Origin of the sequence: Bacillus swezeyi, assembly GCF_001969815.1 — a bacterium.
In the GTDB taxonomy this organism is placed as follows: Bacteria; Bacillota; Bacilli; order Bacillales; family Bacillaceae; genus Bacillus; species Bacillus swezeyi.
Genome location: NZ_MRBK01000005.1, coordinates 35,446 through 55,381, shown reverse-complemented (window position 1 = coordinate 55,381; position 19,936 = coordinate 35,446). Strand labels below are relative to the sequence as shown.

23 protein-coding genes and 1 riboswitch are annotated in these 19,936 nt (G+C 46.0%); of the genes, 15 read left to right on the top strand and 8 right to left on the bottom strand.

Features of this window, described 5'->3' with window-relative positions; genetic code table 11:
• Positions 1-38: 38 nt before the first annotated feature.
• A riboswitch (SAM riboswitch) is annotated at positions 39-150 on the bottom strand.
• Positions 151-227: 77 nt separating this feature from the next.
• Positions 228-719 carry a YajQ family cyclic di-GMP-binding protein gene (locus BTA30_RS05840; RefSeq protein ID WP_076760328.1) on the bottom strand — a complete coding sequence of 164 codons (492 nt, stop codon included), beginning with the start codon at positions 717-719 and terminating at the stop codon, positions 228-230.
• A gap of 157 nt (positions 720-876) precedes the next feature.
• Between BTA30_RS05840 and BTA30_RS05835 the strand changes: the two genes are divergently transcribed.
• Complete coding sequence (locus tag BTA30_RS05835; RefSeq protein ID WP_076760327.1) at positions 877-1,725, top strand: CvfB family protein; 849 nt, start codon at positions 877-879, stop codon at positions 1,723-1,725.
• Between the two features lie 38 nt (positions 1,726-1,763).
• Here BTA30_RS05835 and BTA30_RS22700 read toward each other — a convergent pair whose 3' ends face one another.
• Positions 1,764-1,886, bottom strand: coding sequence for a DUF3941 domain-containing protein (locus BTA30_RS22700; RefSeq protein ID WP_094777300.1), 123 nt, complete (start codon positions 1,884-1,886; stop codon positions 1,764-1,766).
• Positions 1,887-2,044: 158 nt separating this feature from the next.
• Here BTA30_RS22700 and BTA30_RS05830 point away from each other — a divergent pair, with 158 nt between their 5' ends.
• On the top strand, positions 2,045-2,251 hold the full coding sequence (locus tag BTA30_RS05830; protein WP_076760326.1) for a spore germination protein: 207 nt from the start codon (positions 2,045-2,047) through the stop codon (positions 2,249-2,251).
• Between the two features lie 40 nt (positions 2,252-2,291).
• On the opposite strand, the gene BTA30_RS05825 is transcribed toward BTA30_RS05830, so the two are convergent.
• Positions 2,292-3,152, bottom strand: coding sequence for a DegV family protein (locus BTA30_RS05825; protein WP_076760325.1), 861 nt, complete (start codon positions 3,150-3,152; stop codon positions 2,292-2,294).
• A gap of 166 nt (positions 3,153-3,318) precedes the next feature.
• Here BTA30_RS05825 and BTA30_RS05820 point away from each other — a divergent pair, with 166 nt between their 5' ends.
• Both BTA30_RS05820 and BTA30_RS05815 read left to right on the top strand, forming a co-directional pair.
• Entirely contained in the window at positions 3,319-4,161 is an 843-nt protein-coding gene (locus tag BTA30_RS05820; protein WP_076760324.1) for a YitT family protein, read from the top strand.
• Between the two features lie 16 nt (positions 4,162-4,177).
• Complete coding sequence (locus tag BTA30_RS05815; protein ID WP_076760323.1) at positions 4,178-4,633, top strand: BsuPI-related putative proteinase inhibitor; 456 nt, start codon at positions 4,178-4,180, stop codon at positions 4,631-4,633.
• A gap of 112 nt (positions 4,634-4,745) precedes the next feature.
• On the opposite strand, the gene guaC is transcribed toward BTA30_RS05815, so the two are convergent.
• The 4 genes from guaC to BTA30_RS05800 form a co-directional block, all read right to left on the bottom strand.
• A complete protein-coding gene (guaC, locus tag BTA30_RS05810) occupies positions 4,746-5,726 on the bottom strand; it encodes a GMP reductase (protein WP_076760322.1) in 981 nt (326 codons plus the stop codon).
• 215 nt (positions 5,727-5,941) lie between these two features.
• A complete protein-coding gene (locus BTA30_RS05805) occupies positions 5,942-6,139 on the bottom strand; it encodes a DUF3813 domain-containing protein (RefSeq protein ID WP_076760321.1) in 198 nt (65 codons plus the stop codon).
• 2 nt (positions 6,140-6,141) lie between these two features.
• On the bottom strand, positions 6,142-6,282 hold the full coding sequence (locus tag BTA30_RS23320) for a hypothetical protein (protein ID WP_164470220.1): 141 nt from the start codon (positions 6,280-6,282) through the stop codon (positions 6,142-6,144).
• A 99-nt stretch (positions 6,283-6,381) separates the two neighbouring features.
• A complete protein-coding gene (locus BTA30_RS05800; protein WP_076760320.1) occupies positions 6,382-7,194 on the bottom strand; it encodes a Cof-type HAD-IIB family hydrolase in 813 nt (270 codons plus the stop codon).
• A gap of 122 nt (positions 7,195-7,316) precedes the next feature.
• Here BTA30_RS05800 and BTA30_RS05795 point away from each other — a divergent pair, with 122 nt between their 5' ends.
• The 11 genes from BTA30_RS05795 (at position 7,317) to argF (ending at position 18,909) form a co-directional block, all read left to right on the top strand.
• The gene (locus BTA30_RS05795; RefSeq protein WP_076760319.1) at positions 7,317-8,084 is read left to right on the top strand and encodes a prolyl oligopeptidase family serine peptidase; all 768 of its coding nucleotides are present in this window, start codon (positions 7,317-7,319) and stop codon (positions 8,082-8,084) included.
• A 64-nt stretch (positions 8,085-8,148) separates the two neighbouring features.
• Entirely contained in the window at positions 8,149-8,457 is a 309-nt protein-coding gene (locus tag BTA30_RS05790; RefSeq protein WP_076760318.1) for a metal-sulfur cluster assembly factor, read from the top strand.
• A gap of 57 nt (positions 8,458-8,514) precedes the next feature.
• On the top strand, positions 8,515-8,931 hold the full coding sequence (locus BTA30_RS05785) for a VOC family protein (RefSeq protein WP_076760317.1): 417 nt from the start codon (positions 8,515-8,517) through the stop codon (positions 8,929-8,931).
• 245 nt (positions 8,932-9,176) lie between these two features.
• On the top strand, positions 9,177-9,395 hold the full coding sequence (locus BTA30_RS05780; RefSeq protein ID WP_076760316.1) for a hypothetical protein: 219 nt from the start codon (positions 9,177-9,179) through the stop codon (positions 9,393-9,395).
• 142 nt (positions 9,396-9,537) lie between these two features.
• Complete coding sequence (gene argC, locus BTA30_RS05775; protein WP_076760315.1) at positions 9,538-10,575, top strand: N-acetyl-gamma-glutamyl-phosphate reductase; 1,038 nt, start codon at positions 9,538-9,540, stop codon at positions 10,573-10,575.
• Between the two features lie 18 nt (positions 10,576-10,593).
• A complete protein-coding gene (argJ, locus tag BTA30_RS05770; protein WP_076760314.1) occupies positions 10,594-11,814 on the top strand; it encodes a bifunctional ornithine acetyltransferase/N-acetylglutamate synthase in 1,221 nt (406 codons plus the stop codon).
• An 11-nt stretch (positions 11,815-11,825) separates the two neighbouring features.
• Positions 11,826-12,602, top strand: a complete 777-nt coding sequence (gene argB / locus BTA30_RS05765) for an acetylglutamate kinase (RefSeq protein ID WP_076760313.1) — start codon at positions 11,826-11,828, stop codon at positions 12,600-12,602.
• Complete coding sequence (gene argD / locus BTA30_RS05760; RefSeq protein WP_076760312.1) at positions 12,599-13,756, top strand: acetylornithine transaminase; 1,158 nt, start codon at positions 12,599-12,601, stop codon at positions 13,754-13,756. The genes argB and argD overlap by 4 nt, the downstream gene beginning before the upstream one ends.
• Positions 13,757-13,824: 68 nt before the next feature.
• On the top strand, positions 13,825-14,889 hold the full coding sequence (locus tag BTA30_RS05755; protein ID WP_076760311.1) for a carbamoyl phosphate synthase small subunit: 1,065 nt from the start codon (positions 13,825-13,827) through the stop codon (positions 14,887-14,889).
• Positions 14,882-17,971 (top strand): carbamoyl-phosphate synthase (glutamine-hydrolyzing) large subunit, encoded by a 3,090-nt coding sequence (gene carB / locus BTA30_RS05750; protein WP_076760310.1) that lies wholly within the window; start codon positions 14,882-14,884, stop codon positions 17,969-17,971. The genes BTA30_RS05755 and carB overlap by 8 nt, the downstream gene beginning before the upstream one ends.
• The gene (argF, locus tag BTA30_RS05745) at positions 17,959-18,909 is read left to right on the top strand and encodes an ornithine carbamoyltransferase (RefSeq protein ID WP_076760309.1); all 951 of its coding nucleotides are present in this window, start codon (positions 17,959-17,961) and stop codon (positions 18,907-18,909) included. Before carB ends, argF begins: the two co-directional genes overlap by 13 nt.
• Before the next feature lie 37 nt (positions 18,910-18,946).
• Here argF and BTA30_RS05740 read toward each other — a convergent pair whose 3' ends face one another.
• On the bottom strand, positions 18,947-19,759 hold the full coding sequence (locus BTA30_RS05740; protein WP_076760308.1) for an undecaprenyl-diphosphate phosphatase: 813 nt from the start codon (positions 19,757-19,759) through the stop codon (positions 18,947-18,949).
• Positions 19,760-19,936: the final 177 nt, after the last annotated feature.

Sequence of the window (19,936 nt, the reverse complement as noted above, 5' to 3'; positions counted from 1 at the left end):
TTCTGAAGAAGAAGACTTTTAAGCGACAAATGTCCGTCTTCTTATCTTCCAAGCAGTCTGCTTGCTGGATTTAGCACCTTGGTCATGAATATTCATTCACCGGTTGCTGAGGCTTCATAGGGCCAGTCCCTCTGCCTCTCTTGATAAGAACAGCTATTCAATTTGTATTGTTTACTTTTACTCAATTTACCGAAAATCGGGGGAATAATCAACAGTAAATTAAGAATTTATCGAAAATTTATAAATTGGACGTCAATCGGAAGGTCGGCTTCTCTGACAAGGCCGATGATTTGCTGGAGCTCGTCTTTATTTTTTCCGGTTACACGGATTTGATCATCCTGCACTTGGGATTTGACCTTAAGCCCCGATTTTTTGATCAAATTGTTGATTTTCTTTGCGTTTTCTTTATCGATGCCCTGCACCAATTTGCCGCGCTGTCTGACGGTGCCGCCGGAAGCGTTTTCCAGTTTGGCGTATTCGATGTTTTTTGTCGGGACATTGCGCTTGATCAGTTTGCCGACAAGGACGTCTTTGAGCTGGTTCATTTTAAATTCGTCGTCTGAGACAAGCACAAGCTCGTCACCGTCAAGTGTGATGTTGCTTTTTGATCCTTTGAAATCATAGCGTGCGCCGATTTCTTTAAGAGCGGTTTGAATTGCGTTTTGAACTTCAGGCATCTCAACCTTTGACACGATGTCAAATGAGCTTTCTTTTGCCATGTGAAAACCTCCATCCATTTTACTTATGAGTCAATTATAGTAGAATAAGGTGAAACTTCCAATATGGTACGGTTTTGCCTGGCCGTTATCTGGCAATAATTTGAACATTGGAGGAATACATTAATAGAACAGGTGCATGAAGAAAGGAAGAATCAATATGAGACCGGGACAGCAATTAACTTTGCAAATAGATCACAAAGCCGACTACGGGTACTTTTTGACGGACGGAGATGAATCGATTCTCCTCCATCACAGCGAGATCATCGAGGATATAGATGGTCTGGAAGAAGTCGACGTCTTTGTGTATGTCGATCATGAGGGGCGCTTGGCGGCTACGATGAGAAAACCGATCATCAGCGCTGATCACTACGATTGGGTGGAAGTCGTGGATGCCGTCAGCGGCATGGGGGTGTTCGTCGATGTCGGGCTCACAAAGGATGCGCTTGTCGCCAACGAACATCTACCGCCTTATGAATCAGTCTGGCCTAAAAAAGGGGACAGGCTGTACTGCATGCTGAAAATCACGAGCCATGGACGGATGTTTGCCAAGCCGGCTCCGGAGGATAAGATCAGCGAGCTTTTTCACGATGCTTCGCCTGATTTCATGAATAAAGAGCTTTCAGGAACTGTATACCGTCTCATCGCTTCGGGATCTTTTATGATTTCCGACGGCGGCATCAGGGGGTTCATCCATTCATCGGAAAGAAAAGAAGAGCCGAGGCTGGGTGAGAAGCTGACGGCAAGGGTGATTAAAGTCAAAGAAGACGGTTCGGTTAATTTGTCGCTTCTGCCGAGAAAGCAGGATGCCTTGTCTGTAGATGCCGAAGAAATTCTGTCCTATATGAGATCGAGAAACGGCGCGATGCCGTACTGGGATAAGAGCGATCCTGAAGACATCAAAACGCGGTTCAATATGAGCAAAGCGGCGTTTAAAAGGGCGCTCGGCCACCTGATGAAACAGGATAAGGTCTATCAGGAAGAAGGCTGGACATACGAGAAAAAATAGAGGAAGCGGCGGCGTTCTGTTTGGACGCCGCCAATTTTTTATAGATGATGCGGTTTTTTCGAATCTTGGTGTTTTCCGGCTTGTCTGTTCTTTTCGGCGAGCCGGTTTTTTTGCTGGTTGACGGCGTTGTTGTCAACCGGTTTTTTATCGTCATCTTTCATGAGGCGGCACCTCCCGTCAAAATGTTGCTTTTAGAATGCTCACCTAGGATGGAAACTATGTACTCTCTTTAGCCTGATGTTTTTTTGCCGGGAAGTTTATGCCTTCTAGTATCAACAGCATAAATATATTTATATGACCCAAAAAAAGGAGAAATGGTATGAAACATTGCTGTTCGGTTTACATTCATCATGTTGGAGACGGAGGAATTGTGAATTTTGGCGGGGCGTACAGGATTAGTCCGATCACGATGGAGAAAGTCGTTGAGGGTGCCGGAGGTCCAAATATCGGCCTTGCGGCTGCCGACTTTTTTGGCAGCCAGCTTTCGCCGGCAGTCGGCGAAGAAACAATTACCGAAGAAAGCTGAACGATGAAGGCCTGCTTTTATAAAAGCAGGCCTGACTTCATTATCTTTTTTCTTTCCCTGGGAAAAAGATGGCCAAGGTTCCCGGACCCGCATGGGCGCCGACGGCTGAACCGATCATGTTGACGACGATCTCTTTCGGCTGAAATTCAGCTTCTATCAGCCCTTTGATTTCTTCGGCTGTTTCGGCGTCATCCCCATGGCTGATGCCGATCGTCTGATCGCTTAAATCCAGGCTTCTTTCTTTCATCAGCTCAATGATTCGTCTCAGCAATTTCTTTTTGCCTCTGATTTTTTCCAAGGGGACAAGCTTTCCGTCTTCAACATGCAGAAGCGGCTTAATATTCAAAAGCCCCCCGACAAATGCCGATGCTTTGCTGATTCTGCCGCCTCTGGCCAAGTAGGTCAAATCGTCGACGGTAAAAATATGTTCAAGATGTTCGCAAAAGTTCTTTACAGACGGCTCAATTTCTTGTATTGTATTGCCGTTAGTTGCGAGCGTGAGAGCGTGCTTTACAGCAAGCCCATAGCCTAATGAAGCGCATTTCGAATCAATGATTCGCAAATCGAAGTCCGGGAATTCTTCCTTGACCTCGTTTGCTGCCATTACAGCCGTCTGATATGTTCCCGAAAGCTCTGAGGAAAAGGCGATATATAAAGCGGGTTTGTTTTGTTCCGCCAGTTCACTGAAGGTGTCTTTCAAAAACTTGAGAGACGGCTGGGAGGTTTTTGGCGCTTTGCCATTGCGCATCGCTTCATAGACGTCTAGAGGCTGAATCGTCAGGAGATCATCATATTCTTTTTCATCGAGAAGCACTCGTAAAGGAATGAACGAGATGTGATGCTCATCATAAAATGATTTAGGCAAATCAGCCGCACTGTCGGCTAAAAGGTGAACGGTCATTTGAACCCCTTCTTTCTGAAAATGGTTGATATAAAAAGGTTGCCGGCCTTCGGAGGCTTGGTTTCGTTTCAGATCAACTATATCATATATTTTAATATTGACGTTTTCAAAATATTGTTTTATGGGTAAACCAAATATATACGGAATAAGCGGAGGAACTCAAAAAATGGTCATAGCTGAAGCAAAAAAATTGTTCATTGTCATCATCGGCGCCTTGCTGAATGCCATCGGCTTAAATTTATTTCTCATTCCAGCAGATGTCTATGCCAGCGGATTTACAGGTGTAGCGCAGCTTTTATCGAGTGCGCTTGACCAGTACAGCCCCATCTATTTTTCAACGGGAACGCTGTTGTTTATTTTGAATATTCCAGTCGGCATTTTAGGCTGGCTGAAGGTCGGGCGTTCTTTTACGATTTACAGCATTTTAAGCGTTGCACTGACAACGGTGTTTCTAGGGATGCTTCCTGAAACCAGTCTGTCAAACGATATTTTGCTGAACGCCGTTTTTGGCGGGGTGATCGCTGCGATCGGCATCGGTCTGACGCTGAAATACGGGGCTTCAACGGGCGGTCTGGATATCATCGCCATGATACTGGCGAAATGGAAAGATAAACCGATCGGCACCTATTTCTTTATTTTAAACGGAGCGATCATTTTAACAGCAGGATTATTGAACGGTTGGGAGAAAGCATTATATACGCTCGTTACACTATATGTGACAACAAGGGTGATTGATGCGATTCACACCCGCCATGCCAAACTTACCGTCATGATCGTCACAAAGAAAGCGGAGGAGATCAAGGAAGCAATCTACGGAAAAATGGTCCGCGGCATTACAACCGTACCGGCAAAAGGCGCTTTTACCAATGAGCAAAAAGATATGATGGTCATTGTCATCACGAGGTATGAATTATACGATTTAGAAAAAATTATTAATGAAGTTGATCCAAACGCTTTTACAAATGTCGTACAAACAACTCAGGTTTTAGGGTTTTTCCGCAAAGATTAATGAAAGGGTTGAATGAATGCGGCTGATTTCAATGATTGTGATGCTGCTGTTTGTCGGTGGATGCGGTCAAAACGGGGAATACGGCCCTGACAAGGAGGTATCTGGAGAAGTGGAGAACGGGAGTGTTGTGTTAACGGTCGAACCGGTGCAAAAACCGGGGGAAATCGAATTTAAAATGTCAGTTGTGAACAATACGGACGAAGCGGTTGATTTTGAATTCAGCAGCGGTCAGAAATTCGAGCTAGTCGTTACAGATCAGGAAGGAAATGAGAGATACCGCTATTCAAAAGGAAAGATGTTTACCCAGGCTTTTCAGACGATGACATTGAATCCAAAAGAGACATACGATTTGACAGATGTCTGGAAAGAAGTGCCCGAACCGGGTCAATATGAAGTGAACGTTATGTTCAAGGGAAGGACGGAACAGCTTGCTTCAGCATTGAGGGCAAGCAAAACATTTGAAGTGAAGTGAGAAGAAGCTGGTCTGGCCGATGAGATGACGGCATACAGCCGGGAGACTGCGCCGAAAACCTGATAAATGGTATTGAAAAGAGGCATCTTCACCAGATGCCTCTTTTGCATTTTTAATATTGATCTCCATTAAAGATGGAATTTTTGACGACTACATAATCTACATTACGGATCGCGTCAAGTTTTTTTCCTCCCGCATAGGAGATAGAGGATTGAAGATCCTGTTCCATTTCAGTCAGCGTATCCATCATCGCGCCTTTATGTTCGACATACATCTTCTTGCCTTCTACGTTTTTCTTTTCGCCTTTTTGAAATTCTGAAGCTGAGCCAAAGTACTCTTTATAGAGCTTTCCGTCCTTTTCAATCGTTTGCCCTGGGGACTCTTCGTGTCCGGCAAATAATGAGCCGATCATCACCATGGTTGCGCCGAATCTGATTGACTTTGCAATGTCTCCATAGGTGCGGATGCCTCCATCGGCGATGATCGGTTTGCTTGCGGCTTTGGCGCACCAGCGCAGCGCAGCCAATTGCCAACCGCCGGTTCCAAAACCCGTTTTAATTTTAGTGATGCATACTTTTCCGGGTCCGATCCCGACCTTTGTCGCGTCCGCTCCGGCGTTTTCGAGCTCTCTCACCGCTTCCGGCGTTCCGACATTTCCGGCGATGACAAAACTATTCGGCAAATGTTTCTTGATATGCTGGATCATTTGAATGACGGCATTAGAATGTCCGTGTGCGATGTCAATCGTTATATATTCAGGTGTTATATTTTCTTGTGACAACTGTTGTACAAATTGATATTCCTCATCTTTGACCCCTACGCTGATGGAAGAAAATAAGCCGCGCGAGCGCATGTCCTTTATAAAACCGAGCCGTTTCTCGGGTTCAAAGCGGTGCATCACATAAAAGTAACCGTTTTCGGCCAATGAAACCGCCAGTTTCTCATCGATAATGGTCTGCATATTGGCCGGCACTACAGGCAGCTTAAATGTCCGTCCGCCAAGACTGACGGATGTATCGCATTCAGAACGGCTGCTGACAATGCATTTTGCAGGAATTAATTGAATGTCTTCATAATCAAACACGTTTTCCATGATATTCACCTCTAAAAACGAATGATAATTTTAATTTTATATAAAATGTTCGCCTTTTATAATGTACTCTCTTTTGCTTCAGATGTCAAACTTTTTGTGGAATGATGAGGGGCGCTAAAGACAAAATCTTGATTTTACGATGAAAAAAAGAGTCTGTGCCGCCGGCACAGACTCTTTTTAGCTTGCAAGGACATGGTTTTCCTGCAAGTCTGTTTTTATGATAGTTTGTCTAGCTGTTCCTGAAGAGTGTGAAGCTCGCGGCGCTCTGCATCAGTGGAATTGGCATATGCGGAAGAAACGGCATTTTTCGCTCTTTCAATCGCTTTCATTTGCTCGCTCGCTTCCGCTGTGTTTGCCAATGTTTCAGCTTCCTGAACGGCTGTCTTTGCCATTTGAAACAATTCGTTTCTCATGTTTACAGTCCTCCGCATTCCGTCGGACCGGTGCGCTGTTCAGCTTCTTCTAATGTGGAACGATAAGGGAACCTTTCGGCATGCTGTTTAAGCGAGTCTTTGCCTTGCTGAATAAACCGTTTCGATTTGCTTCGTTTACCCATCTTGACTGCCCCCTTAAAACGAGTTGGACGGTCTTTTACGACCGCCTTCTCCTAGTATTGCCGTTTTGAAAACCTGTTTATGAATGGCAAATTATAAAATTATAAAGCGAAGTAATCCTTCAAAAAGTGAGCGATGCCGTCTTCTTCATTCGATTTTGCAACCTGGTCGGCAATGCTTTTGACGCCTGTGATTCCATTGCCCATCGCCACGCCGCAGCCTGCGAATTCAAGCATTTCGAGGTCGTTGTCTTCATCACCGAAGGCGATGACGCGCTCAGGCGGAATACCGTAGTAATCCGTAATCTTTTGCAGGCCGACCGCTTTATTAATGCCGCTTTTGATCAGTTCGATGACATGCCATGGAGCGGCCCATCTTCTGTGGTCGACCATTTCCGCATGAACGTCTGACAGATAGGAACGGATCGCCGGAACATCCTCTTCTTTGGCATGGATGAGAACGCTTGTTACATCTTGGCCGAGATTTGTTCTTAAATCACCGACTGTGATATTCGGGCTTCCCATTGTAAAGACGTCAATCAATTTTTCATCATGGTAGTGGAAGTACACATCATCAACGATTTCAGCAAGTATATTATGTACGTTGTATGACTCGCTGACTTCAACTATCCGTTTGACCACATCGAGATCGAGCGATGTGTGAAATCTTCCCCAGCTCTCATCCTTCGGGTGATGGACGAACGCTCCGTTGAAATTGACGATCGGCGTATCGAGCTGAAGCTGATCATAATACAATGAGCTTGCCCGAAACGGCCTGCCCGTAGAGATGCACACTTTATGGCCGTCTTCCCGAAGCTGGCGAATGACTTGGGCAGAGCCTTCAGATATGGTCTTGTCATCTTTTAATAATGTACCGTCTAAGTCTAATGCGATTAAATATGGTTTTGTTTCCATAAGTGCTCCTTTAACCGTAAATTTAAAAGTTCTGACTTATCTATAGTGTATCTTTTTACCTTCTTTATTGTCTACATGTTAAACTGATGATGATGGACATCCTAAAGGAGGAAGAAACAATCGTGATCATAATCGAAAATCAAAATATGTCAAACATCCCTTTTTTACATATCGTAAAAGAGGATCAAAAAGATAAGGCTCTTCCTCTTGTTTTTTTTATACACGGTTTTACAAGCGCGAAAGAACATAATCTTCATTATGCATACCTGCTTGCTGAAAAAGGAATGCGCGTCATTTTGCCTGAGGCGGCCTACCATGGCGAGAGAGAGGGACAGCTTGCCCAAGAAGACCTCGCTTCCAGGTTTTGGGGTATTGTCGTGAATGAAATTAAAGAGCTGGACGTGCTGAAAAACCATTTTGAACAGGAGAACCTGATCGAAAACGGCCGCATTGGTGTAGCGGGAACCTCGATGGGCGGAATCGTCACACTGGGCGCTCTGACCCAATACGATTGGATCACCGCTGCTGTCAGTTTGATGGGCTGTCCTTCTTATGTAGAATTCTTCGACAAACAGCTCGAATTTATCCGTAAAAAACAAATTGGACTCCCTGTATCTAAAGAGAAAATTGAACAGCAGCGCGATGAATTGAAGCGGTTTGACCTCGCACTTCAGCCGGAAAAACTTAAAGGCAGACCGCTTCTTTTTTGGCACGGCAAGCAAGATAGCACAGTTCCGTTTGCACCGGCGCACCGATTCTATGAATCGGTCATTGACCAATATGAATCAAAGCCCGGACGGCTTCACTTTATCGCAGATGAACGCGCCGGCCATAAAGTGTCCAGGGAAGGCCTTTTGAAGACGGTTGAATGGTTTGACAAGCATCTCTAGAAGTACTTTCGTTTTAGAAAATATCCAAAGTGCGTTATACTGATGAAAAAAGGAGTGAAGAACTGTGGATGAAGCATTAAAAGAAAACATCATGGGCGCTCTTGAACAGGTCGTGGACCCTGAGCTGGGCGTCGATATCGTGAACCTCGGCCTCGTTTACGACGTCGATATGGATGAGGATGGAAAAACCGATGTCACCATGACTTTGACATCTATGGGCTGCCCGCTGGCGCCGGTTATCGTAGATGAAGTCAAAAAAGCGCTGGCAGATATTCCTGAAGTCAAAGAGGTTGATGTTAACATTGTCTGGAACCCGCCTTGGACACGGGATAAAATGTCTCGCTATGCGAAAATTGCACTTGGTATACAGTAAACACCTAAGAGCCTGCTCAACCTTTGACAGGCTCTTTTTGATGAAAGGGTGATGAGGATGACAAAGGTTACGCCATTTTTAATGTTTCAAGGACATGCAGAAAAAGCCATGAACACATACATATCTTTAATCGAGGATTCGGAAATGAAGAGTCTGGTTCGCTATGGTGCAGATGAACAAGGGAAAAAGGGGAGTGTTAAGCATGGTGTCTTTTCCTTGAAAGGACAGGAATTTATGTGTATTGACAGTCCTGTAGAACACGATTTTACGTTTACCCCTTCATTTTCGATGTTTTTGACATGTGATACAGAAGCGGAAATCGACAGGTTTTATCAGGAGCTGGCTCGCGGCGGAGAAGTGCTGATGCCGCTCGGCGATTACGGCTTCAGCCAAAAGTTCGGCTGGATTGTCGATCAGTTCGGCATATCATGGCAGATTGACCTTTCATCATCGGGATCAAAAAAGAACGCTTGAAAAAGCGTTCTTTTTTTTCGCTGAAAAATGGGGGCCGCACCTTCCTCGGTTTTGAAAAGTGATAGATCGGGAAGTTAAACTTACGATTCGCATTTCAATCGCAAAATTGGGGTGAGCAAATTGTCAAATATGCTGTATGCAAATACTCCGCGCTTTTTGGGCGCGCGAAACGCGAGCCATCTGGCTGGAAACAGGCAATGCTGACGTGGTTTTCTGCGGAGAGTTCCAAGAGAAGGAGCGGTGGGATGGGGCAATTACACGGACTGAATTCGTATGAGCTGCTTACACTTGTCTACGAATTTTGCAGGAGAGGCATTATTGGGGTGGACTTTGTTGAAGGCTATCCCCGGCATGACCCGAATCAGTCCTCTGCCCATTTTGTATTGACGTTGTGTTATATGCACTTGCCCGAGAGATTGAACATAGAGCAAATGCTGTTTAAAAAAGTCTGGATGTTTTGCTGACCGGGACTTTCACCTATGCTGGAGATGAATAAAGAACCATTCTCCAAGATGAATAAAAAAATATTAAATATACAATTGAATTAATTTTTATTCATGTTATAATGTTAAATAATTTCACAAAGACCAAGAAGGTGAACTTGTTTTGAAAATAGGTATTATAGGTGCTACTGGCTATGGGGGAGCAGAGATTACAAGAATCATCAGGTCGCATCCTCATGTGGGCGAATGTATATTATATTCATCGAGTGATGAAGGAGTTCCATACCATCAGTCATATCCGCATCTTGTAAAACTGACGAATCAAATCCTTAAACCGATTGAGATTGAGCAGATTGCAGATGAGATCGATTTTTTGTTTATGGCGGCCCCTCCGGGCGTATCAAGCCGTCTGACGCCTCAGCTTGATTCATATGACATACCGGTTATTGACCTGTCCGGCGATCTCAGAATCAAAGATCCGTCTGTATATGAAAGCTGGTATAAAAGGGAGCCGGCTCCGGAACACGTGCTTGAAAAAGCGGTGTATGGACTGTCCGAACTTCATCGGGAGGAAATCAAAACGGCGAAGTACATAGCCAACCCCGGCTGTTTTCCGACAGCGGTTCTTCTCGGTTTGGCTCCGCTCGTCAAAAACGGATTAATCGGCGAATCGTTTGTCATCGTTGATGCCAAAACAGGGGTATCGGGAGCCGGCAGAAAAGCTTCAATGGGAACTCATTTTTCAGAGATCAATGACAATTTTAAAATATATAAGGTCAATGAGCATCAGCATACACCTGAAATAGAACAGGCTGCAATGCGGTGGAACCCCGCTTTTAAACCGATCACGTTCAGCACGCATTTAGCGCCGATGACAAGGGGAATTATGGCAACCATTTATACAGAGCTGAAAGAAAGCCTGTCAGGTGATGAGCTGCAGCGATTTTTTTCTGATTTTTACCAAGATTCTTATTTTGTCAGAGTGAGAGAATCGGGACAATTTCCGGCTACAAAAGAAGTATACGGCAGCAATTTCTGTGATATCGGTGTTGCTTTAGATGAACGGACGAACAGGGTCACGATCGTATCAGTGATTGATAATTTAATGAAGGGAGCCGCAGGGCAGGCGGTTCAGAACTTTAACATCATGAACGGCTGGAGCGAAACGGCGGGACTCGATTTTACGCCAATTTATCCATAAGACGGGAGAGAACAAATCATGATTCAGGTGAGTCAAGACAGCATAAAAAAAATAGATGGAAGCATAGCTTCTCCTAAGGGCTACGAGGCAAAAGGGATTCACTGCGGACTCCGCTATTCAAAAAAGGATTTGGGGCTGCTCATCAGCTCGGTTCCGGCGGTGAGCGCCGCCGTTTATACACAAAGTTACTTCCAGGCTGCACCGATCAAGGTGACGCAAGACAGCCTCAAAAAGGGTGCGCACCTGCAAGCAGTGATTGTTAATAGTGCCAATGCCAACGCATGTACAGGTGAACAGGGACTCTTGGATGCATATGAGATGCGTCAGAAAACAGCTGAAATCCTCGGCATTGAACCGGCGCTTGTAGCCGTTTCCTCAACAGGCGTCATCGGCGAATACCTCGACATGGAGAAGATTCAGAAAGGAATCGTCCTTCTCGGCGATACAAAGCCCGGCGAAGGTGATTTCGAGGAAGCGATTTTGACGACGGACACGGTGACAAAACAAACCTGTTATCAACTGATGATCGGCGGTAAACAAGTGACGATCGGCGGAGCTGCCAAAGGCTCTGGCATGATCCACCCGAATATGGCGACAATGCTCGGATTTGTCACAACAGATGCATGCATTGAAGAAGGTGCGCTGGAAAGGGCTTTAAGAGAGATCACAGATGTTTCATTCAACCAGATTACGGTCGACGGTGATACATCCACAAACGATATGGTTCTCGTCATGGCGAACGGCTGCGCCGAAAATGAATGCCTCCACGAAGGGCATGAAGAATGGCCGGTATTTAAAAAAGGCCTGCAGCTGGTTTGCACGGATCTCGCCAAAAAAATCGCAAAAGATGGTGAAGGGGCGACAAAATTAATCGAAGCCCAAGTCAAAGGGGCAAAAACCAATCTTGAAGCGCAAATCATCGCAAAGAAAATCGTCGGCTCCAATCTTGTTAAAACAGCGGTGTACGGGACGGATGCCAACTGGGGCAGAATCATCGTCGCGATCGGAGACAGCATGGCTTCTGTTACACCTGAAAAGGTGGAAATCCATCTCGGCGGACAGTGCCTCTTTAAAAACAATGAACCACAGCCGTTTTCCGAAGAGCATGCGAAGCAATATTTAGAAAATAGCGAAGTGGAAATCGCTGTTTATATGAATGAAAGCGAAGGAACAGGAACGGCCTGGGGCTGTGATTTAACTTATGAATACGTCAAAATTAACGCGAGCTATCGTACGTAAAGGGGAAAACAATGAGCAAAACAATCGTTTTTAAATGCGGCGGAAGCGTCATTCGTGAACTTTCTGACGAGTTTTTTCAAAATCTAAAAGAGCTGTTTGAAGCGGGATGGAAAATCGCAGTCGTCCATGGAGGCGGACCTGATATTACAAGGATGCTGGAAAAATTAAATATCCAAACAGAGTTTGTCAACGGACAGCGGAAAACGACTAAACCGGTATTGGAAGTCGCAGAGATGGTGCTGTCCGGTTCAATCAATAAGTATTTCGTTTCAGAGCTTGCCAAACATGGGCTTCCGGCGGTCGGAGTTTCGGGAAAAGACGGGCGGCTTCTCCTTGCCGATTATTTAAACGAAAAGGAATACGGCCAAGTCGGGCGCATAAAAAAGGTAAACGGACAGATGGCGGAAACGCTCATGGAAAAAGGATTCATTCCGGTCATTGCACCGCTGTCAATGACAGATGGCTGTGAGACGCTGAATGTAAACGCCGATTTGGCGGCATCCGCTGTAGCCGGGGCTTTGCATGCCGATCAATTGATGTTTGTGACAGATGTAAAAGGGATCATGAAAAACGACGAAATGCTTTCAGCATTAACACCTGAAGAGGTAGAGGACCTTATTGCAGAAGGCGTGATTTCCGGCGGAATGATACCGAAGGTGAACTCTGCGGCAGCCGCTCTTACAGGTCAAGTCAATGAAGTGATGATCGTCAGCGGAAAAGGTTCCTTTCTGCGGGAAGATGCATTTATCGGCACAAAAATTATGAAACAAAAGGAGGCCCTATTGTGAGTCATTTATTTCAGACGTACAGCCGCTGGAATATCAATATAAAAAAAGCGAAAGGCACCATCGCCGAAGATGAAAACGGAAAAACCTATCTGGATTTCGTTCAGGGAATCGCAGTCTGCAATCTCGGGCACTGTCCGGATGCGGTGGCAGACGCCATCAAAAAACAGCTCGATGATGTCTGGCATGTTTCAAATTTATTCAAAAACGACCTTCAGGAAAAAGTCGCAGAGCAATTGACAAACCACAGTACCGGCGATCTTGTCTTTTTCTGCAACAGCGGAGCTGAAGCAAATGAAGCGGCTGTAAAGCTGGCGCGAAAATATACGCAGAAAACGAAAATCATAACGTTCAAGCAATCTTTTCACGGCCGGACATATGCTGGAATGGCGGCGACCGGACAGGAAAAAATTAAACACGGATTCGGACCGATGCTGACCGGATTTCATTACCTTCCTTATAATGAGCCGGAGGCATTCCAAACATTAAGCGGCCAAGATGACATTGCCGCGGTTATGCTTGAGACCATCCAAGGAGAAGGCGGCGTCATTCCGGCGGACAGAGAGTTTTTGCAAGAAGTTCAGGCTTTTTGCCGAGAAAAACAAGCTCTTCTCATTGTTGACGAAGTCCAGACGGGTATCGGCCGGACGGGAAAAGCCTTCGGATACGAGCATGGAGGGCTTTCTCCAGATATTATCACCGTCGCAAAAGGGCTCGGCAGCGGATTTCCGGTCGGAGCGGTTATCGGAAAAAAAGAGCTTTCAGAAGCGTTCTCACCTGGTTCACACGGTACGACCTTTGGGGGAAATATGCTGGCCATGGCTGCGGCCAACGCGACATTGAACATTATTTTTGAAAAAAGCTTTCTTGAAGAAGTCAGTGCAAAAGGAGAATTTTTGCAGAAAGAGCTTAAAGAAAAACTCCAATTTCCATGTATTAAAGAAATCAGAGGAAAAGGCCTGATCGCCGGCATCGAATGCGAAGCCCCCGTTCAGCCGCTGATCGAAGACCTTCAGAAAGATGGGCTCCTCGTGCTTCCTGCAGGTCTGAATGTGATCAGGCTGCTGCCGCCGCTTTCGGTCGCGAAAAATGAAATCAGTGAAGCTGTCGAGAAGCTGAACCGTGTTTTTGCACATCATTCGTCGGTAAAACAGTAATTTTTTTTCGGATAAAAGGTATAAAAATTCATAAATATTATTATTTATTCATCAGAGGTGGGCATAAAATGGAAGGATACTTAGTTCTTGAAGATGGAACATCCTTCAGCGGAGAATTAGACGGTTTTGAAGGCTGTACCGGTGAAGTCGTCTTTTTTACAGGCATGACCGGCTATCAGGAAGTATTGACAGATCCTTCATATAAAGGCCAGATCATTGTCTTCACATATCCGCTGATCGGAAATTACGGCATCAATGAAAGCGATGATGAAAGCAAGCGTCCGCAAGTGAAAGGGGTTGTCGTCTATGAAGCGTGCGACCGATTTTCCCACCATCAGGCGACTAAAAGCCTGCGGGAGTACTTGGAAAAATGGGATGTTCCGCTGCTGTCACACGTTGATACAAGATCGGTTGTCCAGCATATCAGGGCCAAAGGGACGCTCAATGCCAAACTGACCAATCAAAAAGACAGCAGGCCTGCTCCGCGCGAATCGGAAAATTTCGCGGCACAGGTGGCCGGACAAAATGAGAACGGCACATTTGGAGAGGGAGCGACACATATCGTCCTGATAGATTTCGGCTATAAAAAATCGATCGCTGCATCCCTCGTGAAACAAGGCTGTAAAGTCACGGTTGTTCCATATCAAGAGATGGACGGCATCTCCAAGCTGAATCCGGATGGGATCGTTCTTTCAAACGGTCCGGGGGACCCGAAAGCCATCCTTTCGTATATGGAAACGCTTCGGGAATTGATCAAATCTTACCCGACCCTCGGCATTTGCCTTGGACATCAGCTCATCGCTCTCGCCTTTGGCGGTGACACGTATAAACTTCCATTCGGCCACAGGGGAGCCAATCATCCGGTGATTGACAGAGAAATCGGACGCGTTTTCATGACGAGCCAAAATCACAGCTATGTCGTTGATGAAACGACGATCAGCACAAAGGAATTCTCAGTCAGGTTCCATCATGTAAATGACGGTTCGGTAGAAGGGCTGATGCATAAAACATTGCCTGTCATATCTGTGCAGTTTCATCCTGAAGCCCATCCGGGACCGGTCGAAAGCGAGTGGATTTTCAACGAATATTTGCAGAAATTGAACGAAGCAAGGAGAGAAGTCATCCATGCCTAAAGATCACAGCATAGAAAACATACTGGTTATCGGATCAGGACCGATTATCATCGGGCAGGCCGCAGAATTTGACTACTCGGGAACCCAAGGATGCATGGCGCTGAAAAGCGAAGGCTTTCGGGTCATTCTCGTCAACAACAATCCGGCGACGATCATGACAGATGAATCGTTTGCCGATGAGATCTATTTTGAACCATTGACGCTGGAAAGTCTCACTCAAATTATCAAGCGGGAAAAACCTGACGGCCTGCTGGCAAATTTGGGCGGCCAAACAGCGCTGAATTTGGCTGTCGAGCTTGAAAAAGCCGGCATTCTAAACAAATACGGGGTGAAGCTGCTCGGGACATCTGTAGATACGATTGAAAAGGGCGAGGACAGAGAAAAATTCCGCGCATTGATGAAAGAACTGAATGAACCGGTGCCGGATTCAGAAATCGTCGATAACAAAGAAGATGCGCTTCGTTTTGCGCTTTCCATCGGTTTTCCGATCATCGTACGGCCGGCCTACACATTGGGCGGAAAAGGAGGCGGCATTGCGAAGACAAAGGAGGAGTTTATGCCTTTGATCGAAAGTGCTCTTCTGGCAAGTCCGATTCACCAATGTCTTGTCGAAAAAAGCATTGCCGGCTTTAAAGAAATCGAATATGAAGTCATGCGTGACAACAACAATACATGCATCACCGTCTGCAACATGGAAAACATTGATCCCGTTGGCATTCACACAGGGGACTCGATCGTGGTCGCCCCTTCGCAGACATTAACAGATACAGACTATCAAATGCTGCGTTCGGCAAGCTTGAAGATTATTTCCGCACTGGATGTGGTCGGCGGCTGCAACATTCAATTTGCGTTAGACCCCGAAAGCAAAAACTATTACGTGATCGAAGTGAATCCGAGGGTCAGCCGATCTTCCGCCCTCGCTTCAAAAGCGACCGGCTATCCGATTGCGAAAATGGCTGCCAAACTTGCTGTCGGCTATACGCTTGACGAGCTGAAAAACCCGCTGACAGATTCGACATATGCCAGCTTTGAGCCAGCGCTTGATTATGTTGTCGTTAAATTTCCGCGCTGGCCGTTTGACAAGTTTAAACATGCCGACCGTAAGCTCGGCACGAAAATGAAAGCGACAGGGGAAGTCATGGCGATCGATCGCAATCTTGAAGCGGCTCTGCAAAAAGCGGTCGCATCCCTTGAGCTGAAAACGGCCGGAACCCATTTACCGGAGCTTGGCGGCGTCTCTTCAGATGCTTTATGGCAGCTGCTTGAGACGCCCGATGATCGCCGCTTCTTTACGGTCATGGAACTGTTAAGCCGCGGAATTTCAATCGAAGACATCCATGAGAAAACGAAGATTGACTACTATTTCCTTTATGTGTTTTCAAACATGATTCAGCTTGAAAACACGCTGATGGAAGAGGGCTGCGTCCTTTCTTGCGATCTTTTGAAAAAGGCGAAGGAAAAGGGATTCACCGACTCGACGATCGCTTCTTTAATCGGAAAAACGGAGGAAGAAGTCCGCGCGCTCCGCAAGCAAAAAGGCATAACGGCTTCCTTTAAAATCGTCGATACGTGCGCCGCGGAATTTGATGCGAAGACGAATTATTTTTACTCAACCTATTTTGGAGGAAGCGATGGAGACTTCTCCAAAAAAACGAAAAAGCGGGTGTTGATCATCGGCTCCGGACCGATTCGGATCGGCCAAGGAGTGGAGTTTGACTACAGCGCCGTGCACGGCGTCATGACGATGAAAAGCCTCGGGTTTGAAACGATCATGCTGAACAACAATCCGGAAACGGTCAGCACGGACTATGAAATGGCAGACCGGCTGTACTTTGAACCGATTACGCCCGAACATATTTTAAATGTGGCTGAAGCTGAAGACATTGATTTTGCGATTGTTCAATTCGGCGGCCAATCCGCCATCAATGTGGCGGAAGCGATCGAAAAAGCGGGCGTCACTCTTTTGGGAACCTCTTCAGACACACTTGATGTCCTTGAAGACCGCGATCAATTTTATCAGCTGCTTGATGAACTTGGCATCGCTCATGCCAAAGGGGAAACGGCATCGTCAAAAACAGAAGCGGTGCAAAAAGCAAATGAGATCGGCTATCCGGTCCTGATCAGACCGTCCTATGTCATCGGCGGGATGGGCATGATGATCGTTCATTCTGAAGATGGGCTCCTCGAGCTGCTTGAAGGTGCAGCGGCGATGCCATATCCGATTCTAATCGATCAATACATTTCCGGAAAGGAATTTGAAATCGACCTTGTCAGCGACGGACAGGACATTTATATCCCGACCTATATCGAACATATTGAAAAGGCCGGTGTGCATTCTGGCGACAGTTATGCGATCCTGCCGGGGCCGTCCGTGACGGATAAGATGAAGCGCGCTGCAGAATCGGCAGCGGCAAAAATCGTCCGCAAGCTCGACTTTAAAGGGATTATGAATATTCAATTTATCGCTGATGCAGATGAGCTGCTCATCCTCGAAGTCAACCCGAGAGCAAGCCGGACCGTACCCGTCGTCAGCAAAGTGATGGGCGTACCGCTGATTCCGCTGGCATCTAAGCTTTTGGCCGGTTTGACATTAAAAGAGCTGAAACCAGATTCACAAAACAGCCGCGGTGTAGCCGTGAAGTTTCCGGTTTTTTCATCACATGCCATTCAGGATGTCGATTTGAAGCTCGGACCTGAAATGAAGTCGACCGGGGAAGGCATGTATGTCGGGTACAGCCCTGAAAGCGCCCTGAAGAAAATTTTTGCGGGCGTCTGGAAAACGAAAGGCTGCATCTACCTTGAAGAAGCCGGCGACCTGAAATCTCTCGCAGAGCAAGCGGGATTCATCGTCCAGTCTGCCGATTTTGCAAGCTGGATCAAACGGGAGGACAAAGCGCTTCACATCAATTTGACCGATTCGAACGAGGCGAAACGGCAGCGGATGGAAGCCATTACCCACGGTGTGGCGGTAATGACGGAAGAAGAGACGGTGCGGGCATTTTTAGCAAGCGGAAATGGATCGACACAATCGGTCTCACTAAAGGACTTATATAAAAAGGAAGTGGAAACATGTCTACAGTAAACATCGGGGCGTCCCCGCAGACCAATTTGTCCGGCAAGGATTTTTTAAGCCTGAAGGACTTTACAAAAGAAGAGATCCTTTATTTGCTGCAGGAAGCAGCCGCCATGAAACAAAATAAAATTCAAAACGTCTTTAAAGGAAAGACATTGGCGATGATTTTTGAAAAATCATCGACGAGAACGCGTGTCTCGTTTGAAGCGGGAATGGCTCAGCTTGGCGGAAGCGCCTTATTTTTAAGCAGCGAAGACATGCAGCTCGGCAGAGGCGAAACAATCGCTGATACGGCAAAAGTGCTGTCAGGCTATGTTGATGCGATCATGATCCGCACATTTGAACACGAAAAAGTTGAAGAGCTTGCACTGCACGCGGAAGTCCCGGTTATCAACGGTTTGACCGACCTTTTTCATCCGTGCCAGGCGCTCGCAGATCTTTTGACAATTCAAGAAACGAAAGGAACCTTGAACGGACTGAAAGCCGTCTATGTGGGAGATGGAAACAATGTCGCGCATTCGCTTTTAATCGCCTGTGCAAAAGTCGGCTGCAGCATTACGATTGCATCGCCTAAAGGCTATGAACCGGATCAGGAAGTTGTTCAGCTTGCCAAGACATTTGCCGAAGAATCAGGTGCGGAAGTGAACATTACACATGATCCCGAATCAGCTGTCAAGAATGCTGATGTCATTTATTCCGATGTTTTCACAAGCATGGGACAGGAAGCAGAGGCAAACGAACGGCTGAATGTCTTTAAACCATATCAAGTCAACGTCTCACTCGTCTCCCACGCCAAACCAGATTACATCTTTCTGCACTGTCTTCCGGCGCACCGGGAAGAAGAAGTCACGGCGGAGATCATTGACGGGCCGAATTCAGCCGTATTCCAGCAGGCTGAAAACCGTCTTCATGTGCAAAAAGCCTTGCTGAAAGCATTGCTTGCTTAAACGAAAAACTGCTGATCAAAAAGATCAGCAGTTTTATTTATGCGAAGATGAATACCGCGATACCGATGATAAAGCAGTAGATTGAGAAATAAATCAAATTCCCTTTCGCCATAATATTCATGAACCAGCGCAATGAAAAATATGTGGCAATAATGGATGCGATGAACGCAAACAAATAAGGAAGGAAAAGCTCTGATAAACGCGGATCTTGAAAAATGTCGGTAATGCTTAAAATGGTTCCGCCCAGACTGATTGGTATGTACAATAAAAATGAAAAGCGCAGCGCAGTATCTGATTTGAGTCCGAGCGCCATGGCCGGTACAATCGTCGCTCCTGAACGGCTGATGCCGGGGACGAGTGCAATCATTTGCGAAAGTCCGATGATCACGGCGTCTTTCAATCTCATTTCCCCATCGTTTTTCCGTCCGCGCAGATTTCGAATCAAAAACAATGCCAAACCTGTGATCAGCAGTGTGACAGCGGTGATCCGCACACCGTCTTTAAAGAAAGCGGAAATTTCGTCGTCAAATAAAACGCCGACGACACCTGCGGGAATCGTTGCAATGATCAAATAAACGATAAATCTGAAATCGGCTTTTCCTTTTTCATTTTTTGCCGCCACATAGGACAATCCGTTTGTTGCCAGTCGAATGATATCATTTTTATAAACGAGCAAAACGGCAATCAAAGAGCCTGCATTCATCAAAAGTTCAAAGCTGAACCCTTCAATTTCCAAGCCTAAAAAATGCTGTGCCAGCACGAGGTGTCCGCTTGATGAGACTGGGATCGGTTCGGTAAATCCCTGCAGCAGCCCCAAAAGGATATACTTTATCATCATTAAAAAATCCATTTTTCTCCTCCGTTTCTAAAGTGAATCTGACGCCCTTTTAACAGACGGTAAGAAAAGGCGGTTAGTTTCAATATTCAAGCGCTTTTTACATTAAACTACATAAAACAAATGAATGTAAAGATAAAATAAACATGTTTTTCTCCGGAACAGGGCAATCTAATCTCTAAAAAGGGGTGA